Consider the following 25,754-nt stretch of genomic DNA (forward strand, 5'->3'; position numbering starts at 1 on the left):
AGTTTGAAACCATATAAGGAACATAAGAACATTTAAGGAGCCATCCCAACGATGCCGGCGTTCGGTGAAAGTCTGAAAAATCTCAGACTGATTGTCGATTGCATCTACCTCTCTGCGATCCGCTGGTACACTAAACAAACGGCATTTGTGATACCGGGTCCTACCGAAAAGACGGAACGATATTCGTTCTCAAAAACACACTGGTTGAGCCAGTGCAAATGGCTTTTTGGCAGCTATTTTTTGTTTATGACAACGTCGATATAAGGGTGAAGTGGCATTCTTCACCCAGTGTCGTGGCTTAACCCTCGTCGCGGAATTTGTAATCCCCGGTAGCCGTCCATTTATCAATGTTTATCTAAGAAATCCGCGATAGACCCAAATTTGATCACGAAAACAGGATTGCAAATCCTGTTTATCTGGAGTTCGACATTGCAAATGTCGGACAGCGGAGCTTCGCGGAATTTGTAATTCCGTGGTTCAGATAAAGGGGATTTGTAATCCCCGGTACGGTCCATCTATCTGTACTAATCTGCGTTGCAACCTTTTTATGAGATTCGCTACACACCCCTGCTATTTGTTTATTTTAAGCCATTCCGTTACAGCCAGCGCATTAGAAACTGGGTGATTTTCTTTTCCTTTAAGCCATAGGGAGGGTACAACACACGAAGTGCCGTCCGGCCGGATCTCTGCTTCAAAACGGCCTTTTCATTGGAAAAAGCAAGGAAACCATACTTACCATGGGCCTTTCCCACGCCACTTTGTCCCACTCCACCAAAAGGAAGTCCGGGATGACCAAATTGGACCGCGCAATCATTGACGACCACGGTACCCGAACTCGTGTGGGTGGAAACATGATCGGTTAAATGAGGTTCCTCGGAAAATAGATACAGGGCCAGCGGCTTTGGCTGGGCACTGACCATGGCAATCGCCTCGTCGATGTTTCTATAGGTAAAAAGAGGCAAAATCGGACCAAAAATCTCCTCTTCCATCAGCTTCATTCCGGTAGTTACCCCCTCAAGGAGGGTAGGTTCCATATACCGTTCTTCTTCATTTACCGTCCCACCTACGATAATCGTGGCGCCGCCAACCAAGGCCTCAGTCAAAAGCGACTGAAGCCGATTCAGGTGACCGATATTGATTAACCTACCGTAATCCGGATTGGCAATAATCCCTTTGTCTCTGGGGTTGTAGAGCTCATTTATTTTTTGCTTCAGCAAGGAAATCAAGTCTTCTTTATCTGTCTCGTGAACGAGCAGGTAATCCGGCGCCAGGCAGGTTTGCCCGCAATTAATAAGCTTCCCCCAAACGATCCGCTCCGCTGCCTTTTCCAGGTCTACCCCTTTGTCTACGATCACGGGGGATTTTCCTCCCAACTCCAGGGTAACACTACTCAGATGCTGAGCGGCTGCTTCCATCACCTTTTTCCCTACCTTCGGACTGCCCGTAAAAAATACATGGTCGAAAGGCTTTTGCAACAATTTTTGCGCCAGGTATACCCCACCGTTAAGCACCGTCACTTGTTCCCTTCCGTACAACGCTGCGACCATCTTTTCAAGCAAAGCGGCGGTGTGTGGAGCCATTTCAGAGGGCTTGAGCATGACCGTGCAACCTGCAGCGATTGCTGAAACCATAGGACCTACGGATAAATTGAAGGGGTAGTTCCAGGGGGAAAGAATAAGTGCAGTTCCCTTAGGTTCGACCTGCACATAAGACTTACTTCCCAGCAGGGAGAAGGGAGTTTTTACTTTTTCCGGTTTTGCCCATTTGGGTAAATTACGGAGGGCATGCTGTATTTCAGACAAGACCACGTATATCTCCGTAATGGCTGCCTCTGTCCCGGATTTTTTAAGATCCTGATATAGGGCCTCCTTTATCCATTTTTGGTTAGACTTGATCCAGTCCTTTAAGGCCTCCAATCGGTCAATTCTGTCCTGAAGCGGAGCGGCCCTGTTCCTCAATCCAGCTTTACGCTGAAGCACAAACGATTCTTCCATCCAGGTATCGCTGACTTCATGAATTTCATTTCCCATCACCATTTTGACACTCTTTTAGCCCCTTATTTTACAAGATAAGAAAAAAAAGCGTCGGTATTGAATCTAAATAACCAAATAAAGCGTATATTAACGTGTAAAATAAACAATTAAAAAAATGCAATGGAGTATAGATGCGTTTTTTCAGCCCTATCCGGGCTTGAATGAAAACGAAAAATTGAGAGTAATTAAGACCTACATTGAAAACTTAAAAAATGAACGTAAAAAAAGGGGCTGAACGCCCCTTTTTTTGTTTCAATGAATTAGTCCTTTTTTATAAGCCCTTCTGTTAGTTTATTCAAGGCCTCTACTTTGTATTCAAAATCTCCTTTTAAGGTATCTCTATACTTATTGATGTTTTCTACCATTTCGTTGATGTCTTCCGGGATGATTTCCTCTAACATCTGCCGCAGCCTCTTGGCAGTAGTAGGGCTTTTGCCATTGGTGCTGATGGCGATTTTTACATTACCCTTCGTCACTATTCCACCCAGGTAAAAGTCACAATATTCCGGCGTATCAGCCACATTGACCAGTAAATACCTTTCTTTGGCATCCTTGTAGATCGTTTTATTGACCTCGGGAAAATTGGTCGCAGCGATCACCATATGTTTTTGCTCCAGGTAGCGGGAATGGTAGGCATCCTGTATCAACCGAATCCGGGGATTGTCTCGGGCGATTTCACGGATTTCGTCCGAAATCTCCACGGATACCACCGTGACGGTGGCATGGGGACTGGACTTAAGCAAAAAGGTGAGCTTTTCCAGCCCTACAAACCCCGCACCTACCAAGAGTGTTTCCAATTGGTGAACTTTCAAAAAAACAGGATACAATTCATTCATTGTGTAAAGAAATCAGTTTATGCTCACAAAGTACCTCCTCGTAAACCGCTTTTAATTGGGGACTTTCCCGGACCACTTCACCGATGATAATGATCGCTGGGGCACCCACCTTTTGCTTGCTGGCCTTGTCTAGAATATCCATCATGGTACCGGCTACTACTTTTTCCTCACGGGTAGTTCCCCGTTCAATAATGGCAATGGGTTTGTCTACCAAGCCCTGAGCCTCGTATATTCCTACTATTTCTGACAGTTTTTTGGTTCCCATCAACAGTACCACTGTAGCCTTGGAACGACTGGCTAGTTTCAAATCGTTGGAAAGTGCTCCACTACTGGTAGTGCCCGTGATCACCCAATAACTCTCAGAAACTCCTCGTTTGGTAACCGGAATTCCCGCAGCAGCAGGGACGGCTACCGTGGACGAAATGCCAGGAACCACATCCGTGGTGATCCCGAATTGATGGATGTAATCCAATTCCTCAGCTCCTCTACCAAATACGAACGGATCGCCCCCTTTCAGACGGACCACGTGACCGTATTCCTGAGCATAACGCACACAGAGCCGGTTGGTATCCTCCTGTGGGTTTTTGAGACTGCCATGCCTCTTCCCTACAAATACCTTCAGTGCCTTGTCCGGAGCATGATTTAACAACGAACGGTCAATCAATGCATCAAACAGCACCACATCGGCTTTGTTAAGTGCCAGGACACCTTTCAGGGTAATCAATTCCGGATCCCCCGGCCCGGCACCTACCAACGTCACTCTTGGTCTCACTTCACTCCTCATGCATGTACTTCTTTTGATCTGAATTCGCTAATCGCCTCAAATACCCTTTCCGCAGTTCGATAGTATGCAGCAGCAAACGCTTCGGTAGGCGGATTTTGCTTGATTTGATACACCAGCTCTGCAAAGGGTTTATCCAGGTCAATTTTTCCACTGGCAATAAACTGATTTTCAAATTCGGAAACAATGCTGGCGTAACTATTGGTATTTACGCCCTCCGCTGTCAAAATGGCTTTGGCAGCATTTACCATGCTCGTGTAGGACTGGTAAATGCCATCAGCCCATTTTTCGGCTTTCAAACTATCCTCTGAGTCGGCCAGCTTTTCCCGGGCTTCCAGCAATAAGGTGGAAACCAAGTCAATTACCACACCGGCACATTCACCCACACCAATGGCTTTGACATACGGTTCCTCATTGCCCCAATCGATGAAATCCGACTCGGTAATGTTGTCTGTTCCCGCAAGGGGCTTGAGTAATTCGTAGAAATACATTTGTCCTTTTCGCTCGTAATAGGAAGCGTAATTCTCTGCTTTTTCCCCCTGGGATTTGTAATCGTCCAGAAGAATTCGCAAGGCCTGAGGACCTCTTTTACTCGGAATTTTGATCACCTTGTCTGAGAAACGGCCTTTCCCGTCACCAAAAGTGGCACCGCCCAGCAGTACCTGCAAGGCAGGCAATACAGACTTACCGGCTTTCATGGACATGCCCTGAAATCCGATCGAAGCCATATTGTGCTGCCCACATGCATTCATGCAACCGGAAATCTTAATCGTCAGGTGTTTGTCCAGCAAAAACTCCGGGTACTCGTCCAGAATTACTTTCCCCATTACATCCGCAGCACCGGTACTACTGGCAATGCCCAGATTACAGGTATCCGTACCGGGGCAAGCCGTAATGTCTCCGATGGAATTATAACCATAGTCAGAAAGCCCCAGTTTTTTTAGCTCCTGGTAAAAAAACGGTAGCAATTCCTCTTTCACGTCCCGGATCAGAAAATTCTGTCGCAGGGTGAACCGCAGTTCGTCATTGGCAAAGTCCTTAACGAGCTTTGCCAACTGACGGGCCTCTTTGGTATAAAAATCTCCTAAGTGGATTTTTACTCCTACCGCAAAATAACCCGGCTGCTTTTGAGGCAACACATTCGTTAGCTTCCATCGTTTGTAATTTTCATCCGCAGGAACAGTAAACTCGGGCAAAGCCGGGTCCGGCAGGGATTTGGATGCCTCAAATTCGCTCACATCAATGGGATAGGATTGATGCTGTAAGGCAGTTTGTTCTTCCGCTACCAATGCCAGAAACTCCTCAACCCCCAATTTATTGATGAGAAATTTCATTCGGGCTTTCATTCGCTTGGCTCTTTCACCATGTCGGTCAAAAACCCGAACCACTCCCTCGATAAACGGAATCAACTGATCGGTAGGCAAAAACGCATGCACCGCATCTCCGTGCCGGGGCTGAGAGCCCAATCCACCACCCAGAAGCACTTTAAATCCCCGTTCTTCCACGCCATTTTCCCCTTTTCTCACTTTGGCGATGAAACCAAGGTCGTGCAGGTACGAGAGTGCGGTATCTTCCTCACTGGACGAAAAGCTAATCTTAAATTTCCTTCCCATTTCCTGAGAGATGGGATTACGCAACATGTACCGGAAGGTAGCATCTGCATAGGGCGTTACGTCAAATGGCTCCGCAGGATCAATCCCCGCTGTTTCTGAAGCTGTCACGTTCCGAACGGTATTACCGCAAGCTTCGCGTATGGTGACATCATCCTTTTCCAGTTCGGACCAAAGTTCAGGTGTCCTGTCCAGACTGACATAGTGAATTTGAATGTCCTGCCGCGTGGTAATGTGAAGCCGGCCGGTCGAATATTTCTCGGAGACATCACAGATTCGGTTGAGCTGTGAAGATGTCACCCGGCCAAATGGAAGTTTGATCCGGATCATTTGCACGCCTTCCTGCCGTTGCCCGTACACTCCCCGGGCTAATCGTAGGCTTCTGAATTTTTCTTCGTCTATTTTTCCGTTGCGAAAAAGGTTGATTTTATCTGCTAATTCGACGATATCTTTTTCTACAACTGGATTTTCTATTTCGGTTCTGAAACTTTGCATGGTACTGATTTTTCGGTTTTTTAACCTTTTAAAGTTGATTAGGATTTGTTGGTCAACTGACCCGGCTCGTGGAGTCCGCATTCCTTATGAGAAGCCTCCCACCACCAACGTCCGGCTCGTGGATCCTCTCCCGGAGAAATGGCCCGGGTACAGGGAGCACATCCAATGCTGACGAAGCCCTTGTCATGTAAGGGATTATAAGGGATCTTATGCTCATTGATATAATCCAGCATTTGATCCATGGTCCAGTGCAGCAAGGGGTTGTATTTCAGGATTTGATTCCCTTCATCCCATTCCAATAAGGGCATCCTCTTCCGGTTAGCACTTTGGTCGGCCCGAAGACCGGTAACCCAAACACGGTTCCCTTTCAGGGCACGCTTAAGGGGCTCTACCTTGCGTACGAAACAACATGCCTTCCTGTTCGCTACGGACTGGTAAAAACCATTGATGCCATTCTTGCTAACCAGGTCCTGGACAGCCTCCGTCTCCGGGTAATAAGGCTGAATGTCCAACCCGTACTTAACGATGGTTTTAGCCAGCAAATCATAGGTTTCGTAGAAAAGCCTGCCTGTGTCCAGCGTGAAAACTTTGACTGGCAACTGGTGTTTAGCAATGACTTCGGTAATCACCTGATCTTCCTGGCCTAGCGAGGTGGAAAAAACCACTTCTCCGGGAAAGAGATCAGTCAATAAAGTTAAACCCTCTGCAACAGGCAATTTTTCTACTCGCCGGGTCAGTTCCTTCATTTCGTTCGCTTCAATCATGGTGTTTCGGTTTTAATCTAAGGGTTGCCCCTCCGGTCGTGCTATCTGCTTCTTACACAGGGCTGCAAATACAAAAGTACATAAAACCTACAAATTATATAGAGTAAATGGAAAAAAATTTACTCGTTAGATAAAATATCCTGCAACGTCTTCATTTCCAATATTTTGAGTGTTTCATCCCGCACCTCTATCATCACCTTATTCAGGCCACATTGCTCCTGATTCTCACATTCCTCGCAGGGTTCGTAGTAATTGAGACTCACACAGGGTAACAAGGCAATCGGACCATCCAGCAAGCGGATGATGCGGGAAAGGGGGATTTCCTTGGGCTCTTTGATAAGGTAATATCCCCCACCTTTTCCCTTTTTACTTCCCAAAAAACCGGCTTTTTTGAGTTCCAGCAGGATATTTTCTAAAAATTTATGGGATATATTATGAAATTCTGAAATCTCCTGAATTAAAATGGCCCCCTGATCTTTGTTTTTTCCCAGATAAGTCAGAGCGTGAAAAGCGTATTTGGTTTTTTTTGAAAGCATGCGTCGTGCAAAAATGGTTGTATTGATTAAAGATAATTACTTTCGGTAAAAATGAGCAGTTTATCGGATGATTTATGAAAAAAGACGGGGTCTTATGGAATTAAATCCTTCCAGTATGGGATAAACCCTGATGATTGACAATCTCCAATGGAAGTAAAAAGGTACGTATTTTTTACATTGACTCAGGTGGTTATAGTTTGATTTCACACGTTTTAAAAAAGATTATTTCAGAGAAAAGGTGATTACGACAAACCCATGGTCCGAAGGGTAGGGTATTTCCTTTTCGTTAATCCGAAGGGTTTCACCAAAATAGGCCATGTAGGAGGCAGAAGCCAACGGTTTTAAATCCCCTTTATAAAAAATGTAATCGATGCGGTGGGAGTCCATTTTTCCCTTTACATCCCAGGTAATGCCGGGATGCCAGATGGGATTGGGATGCACTTCCCGAAACGAATCCCTAAAGCCCATATCGGCCAATACCTTTGTCGCATACCAGGGTACGACCAGTCCATTATGGCGCGCCTGGGTTTCCTCGTTCCAGTCAAGGTGGGAGGGGGAATTCATGTCACCGCCCAAAATCATGGGAATCGAGTCGGTGGCAGCTGCGTATTTTTCGAGGTAGGGCAGCACATTTTGAATCATTTCGGTACGTTTGCCGGCGGCTTCCCAGGCCAGCAGTTCTTCGACCGATTTTCCCATCTGCTCCGGTGCATCCTCCCAGGGCAAATAGTAAAACCAGTTCGAAAAAACATTGATTTTTTGCTCATCGATCAGGACTTCGCGTCCGCCCAGGTAAAACGGATACCCGGTATCCATTCGCTCCCCAAAGGGGTGTTTGGAATAGATGGAAAGGTTGATGCTTTCGTCGTCCGGATCGGTACCCTTTGGCGCTATCAGATGAAAATGATACCCTAAAGTCTCCGCGATATGGGGTCCGGAGCCGTAGGTTTCCACCATGAGTATCAGGTCCGGGTCAATTTCCCGAATAATGGCTATCACCCGGTCCGGGCCATTGGGAAGGTCGTTGCCACCGTGCAAAATGTTCCAGGCCATCACCTTCAGCGTCTTTGTATCGGATTGCGCCCAGGCATCGGCTTCCATCAATAATAAAGCGGCAAGGCAGGCAAACAGTACGATTCGTTTCATCGGTTACGTTCAGAAATGGTGGATGCGATGGGCCGCTCATTTTGATGAAAAGCGGCTACTGGTAAATATACACAGGTTTTCTGTTCCGGCCAATCGCTTTTTTTTTGATTTCATCCTGGCGGCAAGGGGATTGGATAGCCTTCCTGGAAACCCGAACGATAGTACCAGCGACTAATAGTAGCCCTGAGAACAAAAAAGGGAAAGCAAGTTCCTAGACTCACTTTCCCTGATAATTAATATATTTTTTACTTTCAAATCAACTCCACACTTCTTTTCACAAAGGCGGTAAGCTCCTTGCCTGTCAATAGGCCCTGCGAAAGCAAGGCCAAATCAAAGGACTGTTTGGCGAGGCGTTCCTGCTCGGCGGCATCTTCAGATTTCAAAATCCGATCGATCACCGGGTGGTTTCCGTTCACGCCTACCTTGTAATTATCCGGCATGGCACCATAAAATCCCATTCCTCCCCCGTTTTTCGCCATGTCCTTCATACGTCTCATAAACTCATCCATGGTGACCGTCACCGGCAATTCTTCGGGGCTGGAACCCTCTACCTCCACATTATAGGTCTGGCTTCCAATGGCTTTTTCAAATATTTCCTTGACCTTTTTGGACTGCTCTTCAGTCAGCAGGTTTTCATATCCGCCTTCTTTATCAATCAGCTTGTCCACTACATCGGCATCCACCCGCTTCAGGCTGGCATTTTCCAACTTACCTTCCAGGTTTTGGATAAAATGACTGTCTATGGGAGAATCCATCAAGAGCACATCGTAATCTTTTTTATTGGCCGATTGGATAAAGGTATCTTGTTTGTCGGCATCCGTGGCATACAGGTACACCAACTTCTCGTCCTTCCCGGTTTGATAGGGTTTGACCTTTTCCTGGTATTCATCCAGGGTAAAATGCTCCCCGTTTGTATTGGTGAGTAGGGCAAAGTCCTTCCCTTTTTCGTAAAATTTGTCCTCCGAGATCATTCCGTACTTCACAAAAAGGCCAATGTCCTTCCACTTTTCTTCGTACACTTTCCGGTCTTTTTTGAATAATTCGCCCAGCTTATCGGCTACCTTTTTGGTGATGTAACTGTTGATTTTCTTGACGTTGCTGTCCGACTGCAGGAAACTACGGGAAACGTTCAACGGAATGTCCGGAGAATCGATTACCCCGTGCAATAGCATCAGGAATTCCGGCACGATATCTTTTACCTCATCGGTGATAAATACCTGCCGGCTAAACAGTTTGATTTTATTTCGCTGCAGGTCAAAGTCGTTCTTAACCTTGGGGAAATACAAAACGCCAGTCAGGTTAAAGGGGTAGTCCACATTCAGGTGAATCCAGAAAAGCGGATCCTCGCTCATCGGATACAATTCCTTGTAAAATTTCAAGTAATCCTCATCCGTCAACTCGCTTGGTGCCTGTGTCCAGATTGGGTTGGTGGTATTGATGATATTATCCACCTCTACCGATTTCCACTTTTTCTCTCCTTTATCATCTACCCCGTCTTCTACACTTTCGGTTTTGGTTTCAAAGCGGATAGGCACGGGAAGGAACTTGGCGTATTTGTCCAGGATTTCCTGCAGCTTCCACTTGTCCAGAAATTCCTCGGACTCGCTGTTGATATGTAGGATCACATCCGTTCCCCGGTCGGTTTTGTCGCCGGGGCTGATTTCAAATTCGGTGCTGCCATCACAGACCCATTTGGCCGGCTCCGCCCCTTCCTCACGGGACAGGGAATGGATTTCTACTGTATCGGCCACCATAAAGGCCGAATAAAAACCCAGACCGAACTTACCAATGATCTCATTGGCATCCTTAGCATCTTTGAACTTCTCCACAAATTCGGATGCGCCGGAGAAGGCAATCTGGTTGATGTATTTTTTGATTTCCTCAGCAGTCATGCCCAAACCCTTATCCGATACGGTAATGGTCTTTTTCTCCTTGTCAAAGCTGACATCGATGGTCAGATCACCCAGTTCTCCTTTGTAATCCCCTAAAGCGGCCATCCTTTTGATTTTCTGGGTGGCATCCACCGCATTGGACACTAATTCCCTTAGAAAAATTTCATTATCCGAATAGAGAAACTTCTTGATAATGGGGAAAATATTTTCGGTATGGATCGAAATGGTACCTTTTTCCTGCATGGTATTTTTTATTTTTATGTAAACAAAGTCTTTATTGTATTCTTGCCTTGTTCAAGTCTTGTTCCAATTTTATTTTCGTGTCAAATTGTCAGTCTCCGGTCAGTGTTAATTAATTCAATTTCCATCCGCAGGATGCGTCAAACGAATTCTTTTCCAAGGTTTCAGTTTAGTGATTTCCTCCAACAATTCAGAATATTTTGGTATTATGCGACATCATCAACACCAACTCAACATGCGACAGCTTCTCCTGCTGCTATTCATCAGCCTCACTCCCCTTGCCAGTACCTGCCAAATAGCAGGTAATGAAGTAAATCCCTCACCAAGGATGGAACTTTGGTATACTTCCCCTGCCGACGCATGGCTGGAAGCCCTTCCCATTGGCAACGGGAGATTAGGAGCCATGGTATATGGAGGGGTGCAACATGAGCAAATTCAACTTAATGAGGAAAGCCTTTGGGCCGGTATGCCAGAGGACCCCTACCCTGAAGATGTGCGCCAGCATTACGCTGAATTTCAGCGGTTAAATCTGGAAGGAAACTATCAAGAGGCCCTGGACTACGCCATGGAATACCTGGCCGTCTCCCCTACCTCCATACGTTCCTATGAGCCTCTGGGTGAATTGTTTATTTCTTTTGACCATCAACGTTCCCCGGAGAATTACCGCCGATCACTGAATATGGAGACGGGCCTGGTCACGGCTACTTATTCCATCGCAGGGAAAAGGTACCGCCGAGAGGCTTTTTCCTCCAATGAATACAATGTCATTTTTTACCGCTTTGAGAGCCTGGATAGAGCGCCGGTAAGCAGCACGATTCGTTTTGAACGGGAGAAAGACATTGTCCAACACATCGGAGAAGAAGAAATTCTTTTCGTAGACGGACAGGTATTTGATGATCCCAATGGGTACGATGATAACGTGGGCGGTTCCGGAACACCCGGCCATCACATGAAGTTTTCTTCCCAAATCACAGCCGTTTTGGATAATGGAACGATACGCGGAAATGAAAAAACCCTTAGCATCGAAAACAGCACCGGCTTTACCCTGATCCTAAGTGCAGCAACGGATTATAATGTAGCAAAGCTGAATTTTGACAGAAACATAAACGCCAAAGCGACTGCGTTACAGCTACTGGAAGAAGCAAAAGCAACACGGTACGAGACAGCCCGGGAAATGCATGTATCTGAGCACCGTGACATGTTTAACCGGGTTACGCTTTCCTTAGGCAGCCCGCATCGGGACAGCCTTCCAACCGATAAGCGGCTGGAACAGGTGCGGGAAGGGACGAATGACAACCAAATCACGGAACTGTTTTTTCAGTACGGAAGGTACCTCCTGATGGGAAGTTCTATCAACAGGGCGGTTCTTCCTGCCAACTTACAAGGCATCTGGAACAAGGAAATGTGGCCCCCCTGGGAATCGGATTTTCACCTGAACATCAATTTACAGATGAATTACTGGCCTGCCGACCTGACCAATTTATCCGAGGCCTTTGTTCCCCTGTCTAATTTTATGGTAAAATTAGCGGAAAACGGAAGCACTACCGCAAAAAATTTTATTGGCTCCTCCGGCTGGATGGCCCATCATGTAAGCAATCCGTTTGGACGAACCACACCTTCCGGGTCAACCAAGGAATCTCAGGTCACTAATGGTTATTCTAACCCCCTTGCAGGTGCCTGGATGTCCCTTTCCTTATGGAGGCACTATGAATTTACCCAGGATCGAGACTATTTAAAAGAAACGGCTTACCCGGTGATTGCCGGTGCTGCCCGGTTTATTTTGGACTTTCTGAAGGAGAATGAAAAAGGCGAATTGGTCACTTCCCCCTCCTACTCACCGGAGAACGCCTATATAGATCCAACTACCGGCAAGCCAACGAGAAACACCACGGCTGCCAGCATGGACATCCAAATAATAAATGACATCTTTACCGCCTGCCTGGAAGCAGAGGGAATCCTGGGAGCGCAGCAATTGACAGCGGAAATAGAAAAAGCAACCACTAAATTACCCCCAATAAAAATTGGCAAAGACGGCACCCTTCAGGAGTGGTACGAGGACTATGAAGAGGCGGAGCCGGGCCACCGGCACATGTCTCACTTATATGCCTTGTACCCTTCCAATCAAATCACCGCAGCAACACCCGAATTATTCAGGGCGGCCGAAAAAACCATCGAAAGGCGACTGGCTTATGGTGGCGGCGGGCAAACCGGCTGGAGCAGGGCCTGGATTATCAATTTTTATGCGCGTTTACAGCAGGGAGACGAGGCCTTGGATCACATCCACCAAATGATGGCCACCCAACTGGCTCCCAATATGTTTGATCTGCTCGGAAAGATTTTCCAGATTGAGGGCAACTTTGGAGCCACAGCAGGTATTGCCGAAATGCTCCTGCAGTCACATGAGGAAGGAATCATCCGCTTATTACCCGCACTGCCCGAGGCATGGTCCAGGGGCCAGGTAACCGGACTGAAAGCACGAGGGAATTTTGAGGTAGGTATGGAATGGGAAAACGGGGTACTTAAACAAGCTGAAATTCTGGCAATTGCTGGTGGAAAGACTAAGGTTTTATATCAGGGAAAGGAATGGGAAATAGACCTGGAAAAGGGGAAGTCAAAATCGCTTTTTTAACCAGGGTGGTGCCACTGCAAAATCGTTATTTTCTATTTTCCCATTTTTCCGAATCCTGAGAAGTATGAAAAATGGCCAAAATCAGGATTTGATTGTCATTAATTTGAAAATGAATTCCATATGGGAATTTCCTTAGGAAGGAAATCCTTGTGCTACCATATCGAATCTGAAATTTTAAGGGATTATTTTGCATATTGTTAACCGCTTGATAAACATTTTCCTCAAACAGCCTGCCCAAATTCTCCTTTTAGTCTTCGTACCAAAGGAATGCATCCCGAATATCCCTTTCAGCTGCATGAGCAATTTTAATGCTATAGGGCATTATTTTTTAAAAATCTCTTTTTTAGCCAATTCCCAATCCCGGGTTTTCATTTCACCACTTTCTATTAACTCTAAACGACGATTCACCTCCTCTTCCTGCCATTGGGTGGGCGATGATTCATCTGTTTTGATAGAAACATAATCAAACGTTTGGATGAAATCCATAAATGTCTTAAACCGCTCGTCTTGAATTTCCAACGTAATTTTCATGTGTTTATAATTGTCTTTAAATGGCCATATGCCCGCCCGGATGACGCCAGTCGGACGGGGAATCTTCGCATGATGTATAATCATCCCTTTGTGTGACGATTGCGTCATGCTCGAATTCATGATATCAAAATTTAAATTTGATGTCTGATTCCTTAGATTTGCTCCTTTTAATCAAAAAGGGGAAATAATATGATTATCAAAGTTAGGCAATAATTAGATATCTTAATAATCAAAAATCACCACATTCGGATCCTTATCGGATGAAATACCAAAAAAGCGCTTGTTTTTCTCGTCCACTGCCAGGGAAAATAGGGCATGGTCCAGGGAATAGGTTTTAAGCAAATTGCCGTCATAGTCGAAAACAAAGATCTCCCGCGACAACTCTCCTTCCTGAAAAAATAAATCCACGGACTTGCCAAAATATAACGCATAAATATATTCCTCTCCTGCTACTACAGAGGTGTAAAAAAAAGCCCTACTCATATCTGTTAACTGTGCCATGGGGTAGCCTGCTGAATAGTCTACCTCAAATTCGGGAATAGTTTGTTCCGGCCCACGAATAGTGTGCCGTCCGGTAACTGGTTGTCACATTCTTTAGGAATGTACCTTGTACGTAGACGTATTTTTCTTTTATTACATCCATATATTAATGTATTACAGGCAAGACCAATTAAAGAAAACAGTTTAAATGGGATTTCGTATATTTGAAAAAAGCAGGGACCATGGCAAACGCAGAACGTCATATTGTAGAAACTTATTCAGCGCTTTTTGAACGTTTGAGTTCAGCAAGTAAATTAGAGTTGCTCGAACGACTTGCAAAATCAATTAAGAAAGGTAGAAAGTCTAATGAAAAAGATTTTTTCAGTTCTTTCGGGGCATTTGCATCAGACAAGCCTGCCGAAGAAATAAACAAAGAAATCAGGGAAAGCAGGAAGTTCAGAGCAAAAGACTTGAAATTTTAGCATATGCAATATTTGTTTGATACGAATATCTGCATATTTTTTTACGCGGAAAACTGGGTAGAAAGAACCTGACTTCCCTGTAACATCATCTTGGATAGCGCGTCATACTGTAAATTCCAACGTGAACTAAACTATAAGAGAAAGGGGGATTTCGTCAACGGTCTGATTTCCAGGTACCTAAACACAAGCCAGCTGCCGTACATGATGAACGGTGCTGACCTTTCCCCATTCAGCCATAAGGAAATCTCGAAAGCAAACTCCCCTTATAACCAATCATTTCGAATCCACTATCTCGCCAATCGGCTGACCGGAAGCTCCATTGGGAAGCCTGGTTTTTAGCAGCATGGCCAGCGTAGGTGCAATATCGGTAATGGTGGCATAGCGGCTGCTGCTTCCGGCCGGAACACCCCAACCGTAAAATACAATCGGCACATGCGTATCGTAGGTATAGCCGGTGCCATGGGTGGTGCCCCGGACGGAATTGGTCAGCCAGGCCGGTTCCAATATGACCAGCACATCCCCGGAAGCCTTGTGGTTGAAGCCCATCTGTAGCAAATGCTTTCTTCCATGGTTGTATTCCAATCGCTTCAAGTCCTCCGCCGTATAGGTTTCCTTGATCCCGTCAAAGCGCAGCAGGAAATCGGCCACTTCCTTTTGCATGTCGGCCAGCACCAGGCCTTTCTCTTTGGCCAGCTCCCGGTTTAAGAATACCTGCTCGTTGGAGTAATTGGAAATCCAGTCTCCCTCTCCGAATTGCTGATTGGTAAATCCTTTTAATTGGGTTAGCACAAAACGCGTATCCAGGCTTCCCGCGGCCACTCGTTCGCTCTGCATGTAACTGACCACATCCGCCACGCCATGGTCTGCCGTCAAAAACACCAGGTATTCGCCCTCGCCGATCTCCCGGTCCAGGTAATCAAAAAATTCCGCCAATTCCCGGTCCAGGCGTAGGTAATTGTCCTCCACCTCTACCGAAGAGGGGCCAAACCGGTGTCCGATATAATCGGTAGAAGAAAAACTCATCGCCAGAAAGTCCGTCTCTCCCCTTTTTCCCAATTGCTCCCCTTCCAGAGCGGCATAGGCCAGGTCCAGGGTGAGGGTATTGCCAAAGGGAGTGGTGCTTATCAGGCCCAGTCCTCCATTGTCCTCCGTCAAAGCGGGCAGATCATAGGGAAAAGTAGGTGTTTCCATGCCAATGAAGGGGGATTCAAACACATTGTCATCCGCTGCCCCCTGCACATAGGTTTCTACCGGAAATAGTGGTTCCCAGGTTTGGGACAAATATTTCTGAGGTAATTTTCTGTCGTTAAACGCCTTGGCCCAATCCGGCAAGGCACCGTAGTAATAGGTGGACGTCATGAATTCCCCGGTTTTGGCATCGTACCAGTAGGCATCCCCCATGTGTCCAGCCGGCAAGGCCGCCCCTCGATCCTTAATGGCGATCCCAACCACTTTCGACCGCTTCCCGGTGGCAAACATGAGCTCGTCCGTAATGGTACTGCTCAATAGGTTTCGCGGGGAAATCTCGCCGCTTGAAGCGGTGCCGGCCACTCCTGTAACGGTACTGTCTTCGGCGCAATAGATGGACCGCCCTAATGACCTTACATACCAGTTATTACCGATAATTCCATGCGTGGCCGGGGTAGTCCCGGAGTAGACAGAGGCATGCCCCGGTCCGGTGTAGGTAGGAATATAATTATAATGTCCGTTTTCCATCACAAAGCCGGATTTCAACAGACGCTTAAACCCGTTTTCCACAAACCTGTCCTGGTAGCGGTAAAAATATTCCTGACGCATTTGATCCACCACGATCCCTACGACCAGTTTGGGTCGTTGCAAAGAACCTGATTTCTCTTCCTGGGCAAACCCCACTTGAGAAAGGATCAATAATCCCAGAACAACTATTTTTTTCATAATGCTATTGGTTTCTGATTTGCGCAAATATACCGGATTGCCCCTTCAAGAAATGCATAAAAGGTGCTGCAATTCCAAAAATTTGGATTAACGGACGGAAAGTGATTCAAAGCTTTGTCGGAATCAATCCCTGTTTTTCAGGTCTCCGTTTTTGATGGATTTGATAAATTGGGCCCAGGCAAAGGGATTAAGCAGGGGCAGGGGTCTTGGCCCGTACCGATCCAGGGTTTGCTGGGTCTGCTGGTTAGTAAATTGCCGGAAATTCTCATTGCCGGATGCGGGCATTTCTTCCGCCCAGCGCAGAAGCAATTGCGGACTCAGGTTGCCCCGGTTGAGGGGTGGTTCTGCGTCTACGTTCACGGCCAGAATGGCATTTTTAAATTCCTCTTCCGTAGGATACGGCATCACCTGTACTTCCTGCAAGGCAATTTCATCCTCCACCATGGTCAGGATGTAACTTACTTTATCCTCTTCGATGTTCTCAGGAATGGAGATGGTCTGCCGTTTCAGGCCGATAAAGGAAAACACCACACTATCTCCGGCCAACACCGGCATGGAAAAATACCCAAATCGATTACTACTGGTACCCCTGCCCTTTTTGGGCACGTAGATGTTCACCCCGGGAATGGCAATGGTGCTATCCGCATTAAGAATGACTCCCGAAAGTTGTACCACTTTCTGATCCGGGTCATCCTGAGCCTGAGCTTGTAAGGTTACTCCTACGTAAGCTATTAGTAATAGAAAGAGTATTTTTATGGATGGTTTCACGTGATTCATTTTTCCGTTAGCCTGCTTCTATACACAACGAGAAGAAACCAGGCCTGTTTAGTAACAAAGTCAATGTTTTTACGATAATAAGAGAAAAACCCCTGAATTCATTAACTTCAATCCGTTTAATTTGTTAAAGTTAATTAAATGCGGCTAAAAAACATAAGTTTAAACTATGGGATGCGTGTCTTCAAGGCCCTTTCAGAGGAGTCGAGGGTACGAATCCTCCATTTATTGATTCAAAATAAGGAATTGTGTATTTCTGACCTGGAACACATACTGGATTTTACGCAGACGAAAACAAGCCGTCACGTAACTTATTTAAAACATGCGGGTTTAATAGGAAGTAGAAAAAACGACCAATGGACTTTCTACTATATTTTGGAAGAAGCGCAGGAAATCCTAGGGCAGATCCTGAAATTTATCCAAAAGGACCAAAACTTATTGCGGGATCAGGAAATTTACGATATCCTTTACTCCAACCGGGAATTGGCCAAAAATAAAATTGAAAACAACCTGTACCGAAAGTAACTTTCCATGAAAGCCTACCGACACCTTCTTTTTGACCTGGATCATACCCTATGGGACTACGACAGCAATGTCAGAGATTCCCTTACTGAATTGTATACGCAGCACCGACTGGCCGATCTGGGGGGATCAAGCTTCGAAGTATTTTTTCATGCCTTCCAGGCCACCAATCTCGAACTTTGGGATCAGTTTAACAGCGGGCAGGTAGACAGAGACCAGCTAAGGGCCATCCGGTTTCAGAAGGTTTTTACCAAAGCCCGGCTAGCTACTTCCCAAATACCCAAATCCCTGGAAGATGATTTTATCAGCCTTACCTCTTCCAAAGCAAAAGTAATGGACCAGGCCATCGAAATCCTGCAATACCTGGGGGAAAAATACGACCTACACATTGTCACCAATGGATTTAACGAGAGCCAATATGCCAAATTAAAGGCCTCTGACCTCGAAAGGCATTTCAAGGTAATTGTTACCTCCGAAAGTTCCGGATTCCGGAAACCCGATCAACGGATATTTGCCCATACGCTACGGGAAATTGGCACTATTTCTGAGGAATGCCTGATGATTGGCGATAATCCCAATTCGGACATACAAGGAGCAAAAAACGCAGCTATCGACCAGGTCCACTTTAACCCCGGAAATATCCAAAGCCCGGTTCCGGCCACTTTTACCATTCGCCACTTATCAGAACTAAAAGACTTCCTGTGAACCCTGCGCCGGAGCAGTTCGTTTATAAAACGAAATCCTGATAAAACCATTTCTTTTAACAAAACATTTACATTTTATGCTTAAAGGCTTTTTTACCGTACCCGAACCGACCAATGAAACCGTTAAGAACTATGCTCCGGGATCCGCAGAACGAACTTCCCTTCAGGAAGCTATCCATACTGCCCGGTCTCAGGTTGCCGACATTCCCATGTATATCGGAAGCGAAGAACTCCGGACCGAGAGTACACAACCCATTCACCCCCCACATGATCATGGACACCTGTTGGGACATTATCATGTAGGAGACAAGGGCCATGTTACCCAGGCGGTTAATGCTGCACTTGGTGCCAAACATGCCTGGGAAAACATGCAATGGGAGCAACGGGCAGCCATTTTTCTAAAAGCAGCCGATTTGCTTTCGGGCCCCTACCGGGACAAGATCAATGCCGCCACCATGCTGGGGCAATCCAAAAATGCCTTCCAGGCAGAAATCGATGCCGCTTGCGAGCTGATCGATTTTTTACGGTTCAACGTGAAATTTATGAGCGAAATCTACGCGCAGCAGCCCCCAATCAGCAGTGATGGCGTGTGGAACCGTACCGAACACCGGCCGCTGGAAGGGTTTGTATTTGCCATTACGCCCTTTAATTTCACGGCGATTGCCGGTAACCTGCCAACGGCACCCGCCATGATGGGCAATACCGTCATTTGGAAACCGGCGCATACACAGATTTATGCTGCGAATGTGTTGATGCAGGTATTTAAGGAAGCAGGCGTCCCGGATGGTGTCATTAATCTGATCTATGTGGATGGACCGGATGCCGGAGAAGTGATCTTTTCGCATCCCGATTTTGCAGGCTTGCATTTTACCGGCTCCACCGGCGTATTTCAGCATCTATGGAAAACCATCGGGCAAAACATCTCCCGCTACAAGTCTTACCCGAGGATCGTTGGGGAGACCGGCGGAAAGGACTTTGTCATCGCCCACAAATCGGCCGATCCGAAGGCAGTCGCCACAGCACTCAGCCGGGGAGCCTTTGAATACCAGGGACAAAAATGCAGTGCCGCTTCCCGTGCCTACATTCCGGCTAACTTGTGGGAAGATGTAAAGGGCTTTTTAACAGCCGACCTGAAGTCCATGAAAATGGGAGGAACGGAAGATTTCGGGAATTTCATCAATGCAGTCATTGACGAAAAAGCCTTCGACAAAATTAGCGGTTACATTGAAGAAGCTAAAAAATCGCCCCATGTGGAGCTGATTGCCGGTGGAAATCATGACAAGTCAAAGGGTTACTTTATAGAGCCTACTGTACTACTGGTACAGGATCCGCTGTATAAAACCATGGTCGAGGAGATTTTCGGTCCCGTATTGACCATTTACGTGTATCAGGGGGATCATTTTGAAGAAGCCCTTGAGCTGGTGGATCAGACCTCTCCTTATGCCCTTACCGGAGCGGTGTTTTCGCGGGATCGCTACGCCATCGAACTGGCCACCACCAAACTCCGTCATGCCGCCGGGAATTTCTACATTAATGACAAACCTACCGGTGCCGTAGTAGGGCAACAGCCGTTTGGAGGCGCCAGGGCTTCCGGCACCAACGATAAGGCAGGCTCCATGGTCAACCTGCTGCGCTGGGTTTCCCCCCGAACCATCAAGGAAACCTTTGTTAGTGCAACTGACTATCGTTATCCCTTTCTGGGAGAATAATAAAAGAATTAGTTCACGTGGCGACCGCAGCGGATACGTGGCGGGCGCTGCGTGAAATCTACTAGTATTCCCTTACGGTAAATGCTAATCTTTACCCCCTCTGCGACTCTTTATCTAAGGCGGTGTCAATGAAGAGGAGATTGGGATGGATGCCCAGGTGATTGCCCTTTCAGGTGATAACCCATTTGTTTCGGAAATTGGTTTTTTTGAACGGTTGTGTATTTGGTTCCGGGCTAATGTTCAACCCACTTTGGGGTTGCTGGAAAGATAGATTGGCTCATAAACCCCGGGTTTCGCCCGGGATTATTATTGTTGAAGCCCTGCAGGCTTCGGAGTTGAATAGGAGCTTGTTTCTTGGGAAGTGATTTGGGACTTCATTGCGTTTGATTGGGCTCAATTTGGATTAATCTTTCTAGATACCTTTCATGGTCGTTTTTAATTCCCATAAAGACTCCAGGCCTGAAGGGCCTGAACAACAATAACTGTGGGTGCAACCCGCGGAAAGCTACCAAAAACGAACCTCCAACCCCGGACGGGGTTGAACCTTTTTACGGAACATAGATCGTACTTAGGTTACTATTTTATTAACGAACGCTGGTTACCAAATGGACTGCAGGTAGTGCAACCGATTTTCGTCAGCAAAGCCCTTCAGTTCGATTTGTGTATACCTATGCTGTGGAAACAGCAGATCCGTCATCACCAATTCGCCCTCATTGATAAATACCTCGATGGAAGACCGGTCCAGATAAATACGGATACGCTGAACCGTTAGTTCCCCCAGCGGTGCCTGGTGTCGAGCTGGAAAACGTACGTTAAAATCCACCAAACCTGATTGTGTCCTGTCCAGTATCAGCATCCCATCCGCTTTTTCCAGAATTACCTGTTCCCCTTCAGAATTATTGAAAACGATTCTAAAAGTTTCCTCATCAGGAGTCAGTACGAGTTCGACCAATTCCTCCTCCAATAAAATAGTATCTCCGGAGATCTCATGGCTGCTTTTTCGCAATTTTTCCAATTCTTTTACCGGCCGGGAAGCGAGGTGCCATTCCGGTGATTTGCCCCAAAGAAATAACTCCCGGGGAAGGGTAGTGGCCGATCGCCATACTTCGGTAGGTACTACATTGGCATAAAGCCAGTTACTCATCCATCCAATAAACAGCGTTCTTTCGTCTGAGGCGGGAATATTGGACCAGGTCACGCCGGCATAATTATCGGCCCCGTAGTCCAGCCATTGTATTTCGTTTTGATCGGTGGAAAAGGTTTGTCCGTCAAAATCTCCAATGAAATATTGCGTAGCGGAGCCTCCACTCGGTCCTCCCGGATTGATACTTACCAGTAACACCCATTTTTCCTGACCATCAGGAGTCGTCAAGGGAAACAGATCGGGGCATTCCCAAACACCTCCATAGGCTGCCCAGGGAGGATTGAAGTCGCTTTCATGTGTCCATTGGAGCAGGTCTTCAGAGGAATAAAAACTAATCTTATCCTTTACTGCCAGGGACATCATCCATTTATCCCGACCCTCTACCTGAATTTTACTCACCTTTGGATCTCGAAAATCCCGTATCCCGGGATTGGCTAAAACGGGGTTATCCTCATATTTTTTCCAGGTCCTGCCCTTGTCCAGGCTAAAGGCGATCCCTTGCGTCTGAAAATCATCCCGGCCGGCATCGGCTCCTACCGGATCGTGGTAGGTGTAAATGGCTACCAGCGGCGGGTTATCCTCCGTACCCAGGCCGCTGGTATTTTCAGCGTCAAAAACTGCTGACCCTGAAAATATCCATCCCAATTCATCCGGCTCAAGCGCTACAGGAAGGTGCTCCCAATGAACCAGATCCGTGCTTACCGCATGGCCCCAATGCATGGGTCCCCAAACGGTGCTATCCGGATAGTATTGATAGAATAAGTGGTATTCCCCTTCGAAATACACCATGCCGTTGGGATCATTCATCCAGTTGGCTTTCGGACTGAAGTGAAATTGGGGCCGGTGTGGCTCCTGATAGGTGTTCCCGGAAGATTCGGAAACCGTTTCCGACTGATCGTTTTGGCAAGAAAAGACCAAAAATAAGGCCGAGGCAATTGCGATATGTTTTACCAGTTGATTCATTGGTTATTTATTTTCTGTTGGCTCATTCTTCCGAATCCCTCACACCGAGCAATACGATCCGAAAGGTAGTGCCTTTGCCCAATTCGGACGCATTGACAAAAATCCTTCCGCTATGGTATCCTTCAATGATCCGTTTGGCCAGGGTGAGTCCCAGCCCCCAGCCACGTTGACGCGTGGTGAAGCCCGGATTAAATACCTTGGTGAACATTTTCTTTTCCATGCCCTTCCCGGTATCGCTGATATCAATAAAGACATATTTTTCGCTTTCCTTCACGATGTTTATCCGAATAGCTCCTTGCCCTTTCATGGCATCTACTGCATTTTTACAAATATTCTCGATTACCCATTCGAACAGGGAGCGATTCATCTGTGCGTAAATATTTTCCGCGTGGGAATTAAGATCAATGCTAACCTTACTGGAAATCCGTGGTCGAAGATAATTGATAGCATCTGCAACTACGCCGTATACATTTTCGGGTTTGATGACCGGGGTGCTTCCGATATTGCTAAATCGTTCGGTGACCATGCTTAGCTTCCGGGTATCCTTTTCCAGTTCCGTGATTACTTCCTGGTTTTCCTCAAAAACCGGGGAATTTTTCAGGTAATCGACCCAGGCCATCAGGGAGGCCAGGGGCGTACCCAGCTGATGAGCCGTTTCCTTGGTCAGTCCGGCCCAAAGCCGGTTTTGTTCGGCTACTTTGCTTTGGTTAAAAAAGGCATAGGCCAGTACCCCAAAGACCAAAATAACGGATAACTGTACATAGGGGTAGTATTGCAAGCGGGTAAGCAGGTCAGAATTTCGGTAAAAAATAAAAGCATCGTCCGACAGGCGAATCGGTTCATAAAGGTCCTTCATCGCTGCCAATTCTTCCAGCAGCTGATCCCTTTTTTCCTCCTCCGTACTATTTTTCCTGAAGTGAACATTTTTATATTCAATGGGTTCGCCTTCGGCATTGACGGTGATGACGGGTATGGACTTATTTTCCTGAATGATTACCTGAAAAATAAAGGTAAGGTTATCGGAATTTAACGAGGCGTACTCCAGCGCTTCCGCATACAAATCTACCTGCCGTTTCTCTCTTATTTTGAGTTCTTCTACCAGGGTATTGGTATAGTAGATGGAGCCCAATCCAATGATGATGGAGAAGGCGAATACCCCCCATTTAACTTTTCCCCTGTTTTGGTAAAGGTCCAGTGAGGTCAGGTCTTGAAATTTGTTCTTCATTAATTAAACGTGTGTCCCAACTTAAAGAAGTTCATTAACAGAAACAATAGATCTCCCTCATTATTGCCTGCAAAACCAAAAAAATACCTGGGAAAGGATGTATTACCCAAAGGCCTACAAATCCGGGGCTTTACCCATTATCCTTAAGCCACTTCCATAACACTTTGTATCCCACCTTGGTACCATGCACCAGGATACCAATACGGTAAATTTTGCCGGCCATCCAGGTGGTGGAGAGAAATCCCGCCACTAGTAGCCCAATCGAAAGGGCAAGTTGATGCCAGGGTACGCCAAAGCTAACCCTTCCCATCATCGCGACGGGAGAGGTAAACGGAATAATGGAAAGCCAATAAGACACGCGGCTATTTGGATCGTCCAAAACAAAAATAAACAAGCCCATATAGGCGATCAAAAGGGGGATGGTCACCGGAAACATAAATTGCTGGGCATCCGAGGGACTATCCACTGCTGCACCAATGGCGGCAAAGAACGCACCATACAACATGTATCCTCCGATAAAATAAATCAGAAACGTAAGCGTCAATTGAAAAAAATCGATACCCTGTACCAGTTGGACCATTTCCATCAGACCTTCTTGCCCAGTATCGGGAAAAAGCTCCTGCTGCCCGGACATTTCCAGCATTTGCTGCTGAGGCATGGTCATTCCAAAATAGCCCATTACCAGGGAAGAAATGGCACTGATCAGCACAATCCAGATCAAAAACTGGGTCAAGCCAACCGCTCCAATCCCCAGGATTTTACCCATCATTAGTTGGAATGGTTTGAGGGAGGACACCAGGATTTCGATAATCCGGCTGGACTTTTCTTCGATGACGCCTTGCATAATTTGATTTCCATAGACAAAGATAAACGTGTAAATCAAAATCCCGGCTATAAAGCCGACGGCATAATTGACGACGGAATTGGAAACCCGTTCCCCTCCCGGTTCCCCTACGATGACGGATTGAATATTAACATTGGTCTTTAGCGAAGACAAGACCGCCGGGTCGATACCGGATGCAAAAAGCCGAAACTCTTCAATTTTTTGTTTTAGGGAAGCTTCCAGGCTACTGATCATGGAGAGCGCCGGGGTTTCTTCACTGTAAAAAGTAATGCCCTGAGGCCTTTCCAGGTTCAACTCGGGAACGTACAGAAAACCAAAGCGCTTCCCTTCCTGCACCAGGTTTTTAGCTTCCTCAGGACTCAGCTCGCCATAGGAAAAGGTGTACATTTCGTTACTCTCCAGAAAATAAGCGTTGTTTTCATCCACCACTTCGATCAATTTACGGGTCTCTGTCGAAGTATCCGACAGGGCTATCCAAAGAAAGAGCCCCAATATTGTGGGGAAAATTAGCGGAGTAATCAGGGTAGCCAGTAAAAAGGATCTTTTTTTCACCCTGGCCAGATATTCTCTTTTGATCACTAGAAAAATCTTACCTGACATGGCTCTCGTTTACTTTTTGGATGAAAATTTCTTCAATGCTGGGGATAATCTCTTCGAATCCCAGTATTTCACCGTATTCCATAAGTTCGGTAAGCAGGGTGTTTGGTTGGCGTCCATTCAGGTCCGTGGTAAATTCCTCATACCCTTCTTTCTGTTCCATATTTCCCCAGGGAACCGCATTCCCATCCTCATTTCGAATCATTTTCACCCGGAACCGGTTGGTTTTGGATTCATTTTTTATGGTCTTGACCGGACCGTCCAGGATTTTTTGTGCCTGGTTTATCAGGGCAATATGGTCACATAGCAATTCCACCGACTCCATGCGATGGGTGGAAAAAATAATGGTCGTTCCCTGCCGTTTTAATTCCAGAATCTCATTTTTTATGATTTCGGCATTCACGGGATCAAAACCCGAAAAGGGCTCGTCTAAAATCAGCAGATCGGGTTGATGAAGTACGGTAGCGATAAATTGCACCTTCTGGGCCATTCCTTTGGAAAGATCCTGGATTCTATTTTCTTTCCACCTACTCAGGTCCAGTTTGTCCAGCCAGGCGGTTATCCGTTCCTTCGCATCCTGCTTTTTAAGCCCTTTGATTTGGCCAAAATAGAGCAATTGCTCTTTGACTTTCATGGCTTTATAGAGCCCTCTTTCCTCAGGCAAATACCCGATATTCCGCACGTGCCGCATTTTTAGCGGTTGTCCTTTTATCAGGATCTGTCCAGAATCCTGTTCGATGATTTGATTGACGATTCGAATGAGGGTCGTTTTTCCGGCACCATTCGGACCTAAAAGTCCAAAAATGAGCCCTTGCCCTACCGACAGGTCGAAGTCTCTGAGTGCCACATGGGCCCCATAGGATTTATTTAAAGAACGAACACTTAATAACTCCAACTAAAATC

Annotated in this window: 22 protein-coding genes; 5 read left to right on the top strand and 17 right to left on the bottom strand. The window is 46.4% G+C overall.

The features are described from left to right. Positions 1 to 596: 596 nt before the first annotated feature. The 8 genes from GJS45_RS07625 to htpG all read right to left on the bottom strand — a co-directional run bounded on the left by GJS45_RS07625 (position 597) and on the right by htpG (position 10,336). Positions 597 to 2,036, bottom strand: a complete 1,440-nt coding sequence (locus GJS45_RS07625) for an aldehyde dehydrogenase family protein (RefSeq protein ID WP_235954672.1) — start codon at positions 2,034 to 2,036, stop codon at positions 597 to 599. Positions 2,037 to 2,293: 257 nt separating this feature from the next. Beyond that, positions 2,294 to 2,869 carry a precorrin-2 dehydrogenase/sirohydrochlorin ferrochelatase family protein gene (locus tag GJS45_RS07630; protein ID WP_162340887.1) on the bottom strand — a complete coding sequence of 192 codons (576 nt, stop codon included), beginning with the start codon at positions 2,867 to 2,869 and terminating at the stop codon, positions 2,294 to 2,296. Next, positions 2,862 to 3,653: a uroporphyrinogen-III C-methyltransferase gene (cobA, locus tag GJS45_RS07635; protein ID WP_162340888.1), complete on the bottom strand. Its 792-nt coding sequence runs from the start codon at positions 3,651 to 3,653 to the stop codon at positions 2,862 to 2,864. Before cobA ends, GJS45_RS07630 begins: the two co-directional genes overlap by 8 nt. Then, positions 3,650 to 5,755 (bottom strand): HEPN domain-containing protein, encoded by a 2,106-nt coding sequence (locus GJS45_RS07640; protein WP_162340889.1) that lies wholly within the window; start codon positions 5,753 to 5,755, stop codon positions 3,650 to 3,652. The genes cobA and GJS45_RS07640 overlap by 4 nt, the downstream gene beginning before the upstream one ends. Positions 5,756 to 5,793: 38 nt before the next feature. Further along, positions 5,794 to 6,519 carry a phosphoadenylyl-sulfate reductase gene (locus tag GJS45_RS07645; protein WP_162340890.1) on the bottom strand — a complete coding sequence of 242 codons (726 nt, stop codon included), beginning with the start codon at positions 6,517 to 6,519 and terminating at the stop codon, positions 5,794 to 5,796. A gap of 119 nt (positions 6,520 to 6,638) precedes the next feature. Then, positions 6,639 to 7,055, bottom strand: a complete 417-nt coding sequence (locus GJS45_RS07650; RefSeq protein ID WP_162340891.1) for an RrF2 family transcriptional regulator — start codon at positions 7,053 to 7,055, stop codon at positions 6,639 to 6,641. A gap of 222 nt (positions 7,056 to 7,277) precedes the next feature. Beyond that, positions 7,278 to 8,201 carry an endonuclease/exonuclease/phosphatase family protein gene (locus GJS45_RS07655; RefSeq protein WP_162340892.1) on the bottom strand — a complete coding sequence of 308 codons (924 nt, stop codon included), beginning with the start codon at positions 8,199 to 8,201 and terminating at the stop codon, positions 7,278 to 7,280. A 251-nt stretch (positions 8,202 to 8,452) separates the two neighbouring features. Then, a complete protein-coding gene (gene htpG, locus GJS45_RS07660) occupies positions 8,453 to 10,336 on the bottom strand; it encodes a molecular chaperone HtpG (protein WP_162340893.1) in 1,884 nt (627 codons plus the stop codon). 232 nt (positions 10,337 to 10,568) lie between these two features. Between htpG and GJS45_RS07665 the strand changes: the two genes are divergently transcribed. After that, positions 10,569 to 12,962: a glycoside hydrolase family 95 protein gene (locus GJS45_RS07665; protein ID WP_235954674.1), complete on the top strand. Its 2,394-nt coding sequence runs from the start codon at positions 10,569 to 10,571 to the stop codon at positions 12,960 to 12,962. A gap of 25 nt (positions 12,963 to 12,987) precedes the next feature. Here GJS45_RS07665 and GJS45_RS24080 read toward each other — a convergent pair whose 3' ends face one another. The 3 genes from GJS45_RS24080 to GJS45_RS07680 form a co-directional block, all read right to left on the bottom strand. Next, positions 12,988 to 13,200, bottom strand: coding sequence for a type II toxin-antitoxin system RelE/ParE family toxin (locus tag GJS45_RS24080; protein ID WP_394366579.1), 213 nt, complete (start codon positions 13,198 to 13,200; stop codon positions 12,988 to 12,990). Positions 13,201 to 13,283: 83 nt separating this feature from the next. Then, entirely contained in the window at positions 13,284 to 13,613 is a 330-nt protein-coding gene (locus GJS45_RS07675; RefSeq protein WP_162340896.1) for an addiction module protein, read from the bottom strand. Positions 13,614 to 13,715: 102 nt separating this feature from the next. Next, positions 13,716 to 14,054: a BF3164 family lipoprotein gene (locus tag GJS45_RS07680; RefSeq protein ID WP_162341189.1), complete on the bottom strand. Its 339-nt coding sequence runs from the start codon at positions 14,052 to 14,054 to the stop codon at positions 13,716 to 13,718. 161 nt (positions 14,055 to 14,215) lie between these two features. On the opposite strand from GJS45_RS07680, the gene GJS45_RS07685 reads away from it, so the two are divergent. Next, complete coding sequence (locus GJS45_RS07685) at positions 14,216 to 14,455, top strand: hypothetical protein (protein WP_162340897.1); 240 nt, start codon at positions 14,216 to 14,218, stop codon at positions 14,453 to 14,455. 273 nt (positions 14,456 to 14,728) lie between these two features. Here GJS45_RS07685 and pafA read toward each other — a convergent pair whose 3' ends face one another. Next, positions 14,729 to 16,369 (bottom strand): alkaline phosphatase PafA, encoded by a 1,641-nt coding sequence (gene pafA / locus GJS45_RS07690; protein WP_162340898.1) that lies wholly within the window; start codon positions 16,367 to 16,369, stop codon positions 14,729 to 14,731. A 123-nt stretch (positions 16,370 to 16,492) separates the two neighbouring features. Next, positions 16,493 to 17,101 (bottom strand): carboxypeptidase-like regulatory domain-containing protein, encoded by a 609-nt coding sequence (locus GJS45_RS07695; protein ID WP_235954691.1) that lies wholly within the window; start codon positions 17,099 to 17,101, stop codon positions 16,493 to 16,495. Between the two features lie 183 nt (positions 17,102 to 17,284). Between GJS45_RS07695 and GJS45_RS07700 the strand changes: the two genes are divergently transcribed. The 3 genes from GJS45_RS07700 (at position 17,285) to pruA (ending at position 20,078) form a co-directional block, all read left to right on the top strand. Continuing rightward, positions 17,285 to 17,668: an ArsR/SmtB family transcription factor gene (locus GJS45_RS07700; RefSeq protein WP_162340900.1), complete on the top strand. Its 384-nt coding sequence runs from the start codon at positions 17,285 to 17,287 to the stop codon at positions 17,666 to 17,668. 6 nt (positions 17,669 to 17,674) lie between these two features. Beyond that, entirely contained in the window at positions 17,675 to 18,370 is a 696-nt protein-coding gene (locus GJS45_RS07705; RefSeq protein WP_162340901.1) for a YjjG family noncanonical pyrimidine nucleotidase, read from the top strand. A gap of 76 nt (positions 18,371 to 18,446) precedes the next feature. Then, positions 18,447 to 20,078 (top strand): L-glutamate gamma-semialdehyde dehydrogenase, encoded by a 1,632-nt coding sequence (gene pruA / locus GJS45_RS07710; RefSeq protein WP_162340902.1) that lies wholly within the window; start codon positions 18,447 to 18,449, stop codon positions 20,076 to 20,078. Positions 20,079 to 20,676: 598 nt separating this feature from the next. Here the strand turns inward: pruA and GJS45_RS07715 are convergent. The 4 genes from GJS45_RS07715 to GJS45_RS07730 form a co-directional block, all read right to left on the bottom strand. Then, positions 20,677 to 22,185: a glycoside hydrolase family 32 protein gene (locus GJS45_RS07715; RefSeq protein ID WP_162340903.1), complete on the bottom strand. Its 1,509-nt coding sequence runs from the start codon at positions 22,183 to 22,185 to the stop codon at positions 20,677 to 20,679. A gap of 22 nt (positions 22,186 to 22,207) precedes the next feature. Further along, positions 22,208 to 23,410 carry a sensor histidine kinase gene (locus GJS45_RS07720; RefSeq protein ID WP_162340904.1) on the bottom strand — a complete coding sequence of 401 codons (1,203 nt, stop codon included), beginning with the start codon at positions 23,408 to 23,410 and terminating at the stop codon, positions 22,208 to 22,210. A gap of 130 nt (positions 23,411 to 23,540) precedes the next feature. After that, entirely contained in the window at positions 23,541 to 24,854 is a 1,314-nt protein-coding gene (locus GJS45_RS07725) for an ABC transporter permease (protein ID WP_162340905.1), read from the bottom strand. After that, on the bottom strand, positions 24,844 to 25,746 hold the full coding sequence (locus tag GJS45_RS07730) for an ABC transporter ATP-binding protein (RefSeq protein ID WP_162340906.1): 903 nt from the start codon (positions 25,744 to 25,746) through the stop codon (positions 24,844 to 24,846). Before GJS45_RS07730 ends, GJS45_RS07725 begins: the two co-directional genes overlap by 11 nt. Between the last annotated feature and the right edge of the window lie 8 nt (positions 25,747 to 25,754).

Source organism: Cyclobacterium salsum (assembly GCF_010119245.1).
GTDB lineage: Bacteria > Bacteroidota > Bacteroidia > Cytophagales > Cyclobacteriaceae > Cyclobacterium > Cyclobacterium salsum.

Bases quoted from the DNA above. Each gene is read 5' to 3' on its own strand.
- GJS45_RS07675 (WP_162340896.1), bottom strand. From the start codon at position 13,613: ATGAATTCGAGCATGACGCAATCGTCACACAAAGGGATGATTATACAT.
- GJS45_RS07655 (WP_162340892.1), bottom strand. From the start codon at position 8,201: ATGAAACGAATCGTACTGTTTGCCTGCCTTGCCGCTTTATTATTGATG.
- GJS45_RS07640 (WP_162340889.1), bottom strand. From the start codon at position 5,755: ATGCAAAGTTTCAGAACCGAAATAGAAAATCCAGTTGTAGAAAAAGAT.
- GJS45_RS07685 (WP_162340897.1), top strand. From the start codon at position 14,216: ATGGCAAACGCAGAACGTCATATTGTAGAAACTTATTCAGCGCTTTTT.
- GJS45_RS07630 (WP_162340887.1), bottom strand. From the start codon at position 2,869: ATGAATGAATTGTATCCTGTTTTTTTGAAAGTTCACCAATTGGAAACA.
- htpG (WP_162340893.1), bottom strand. From the start codon at position 10,336: ATGCAGGAAAAAGGTACCATTTCGATCCATACCGAAAATATTTTCCCC.
- pafA (WP_162340898.1), bottom strand. From the start codon at position 16,369: ATGAAAAAAATAGTTGTTCTGGGATTATTGATCCTTTCTCAAGTGGGG.
- GJS45_RS07715 (WP_162340903.1), bottom strand. From the start codon at position 22,185: ATGAATCAACTGGTAAAACATATCGCAATTGCCTCGGCCTTATTTTTG.
- GJS45_RS07725 (WP_162340905.1), bottom strand. From the start codon at position 24,854: ATGTCAGGTAAGATTTTTCTAGTGATCAAAAGAGAATATCTGGCCAGG.
- GJS45_RS07650 (WP_162340891.1), bottom strand. From the start codon at position 7,055: ATGCTTTCAAAAAAAACCAAATACGCTTTTCACGCTCTGACTTATCTG.
- pruA (WP_162340902.1), top strand. From the start codon at position 18,447: ATGCTTAAAGGCTTTTTTACCGTACCCGAACCGACCAATGAAACCGTT.
- GJS45_RS07645 (WP_162340890.1), bottom strand. From the start codon at position 6,519: ATGATTGAAGCGAACGAAATGAAGGAACTGACCCGGCGAGTAGAAAAA.
- cobA (WP_162340888.1), bottom strand. From the start codon at position 3,653: ATGAGGAGTGAAGTGAGACCAAGAGTGACGTTGGTAGGTGCCGGGCCG.
- GJS45_RS07705 (WP_162340901.1), top strand. From the start codon at position 17,675: ATGAAAGCCTACCGACACCTTCTTTTTGACCTGGATCATACCCTATGG.
- GJS45_RS07700 (WP_162340900.1), top strand. From the start codon at position 17,285: ATGCGGCTAAAAAACATAAGTTTAAACTATGGGATGCGTGTCTTCAAG.
- GJS45_RS07665 (WP_235954674.1), top strand. From the start codon at position 10,569: ATGCGACAGCTTCTCCTGCTGCTATTCATCAGCCTCACTCCCCTTGCC.
- GJS45_RS07720 (WP_162340904.1), bottom strand. From the start codon at position 23,410: ATGAAGAACAAATTTCAAGACCTGACCTCACTGGACCTTTACCAAAAC.
- GJS45_RS07625 (WP_235954672.1), bottom strand. From the start codon at position 2,036: ATGGTGATGGGAAATGAAATTCATGAAGTCAGCGATACCTGGATGGAA.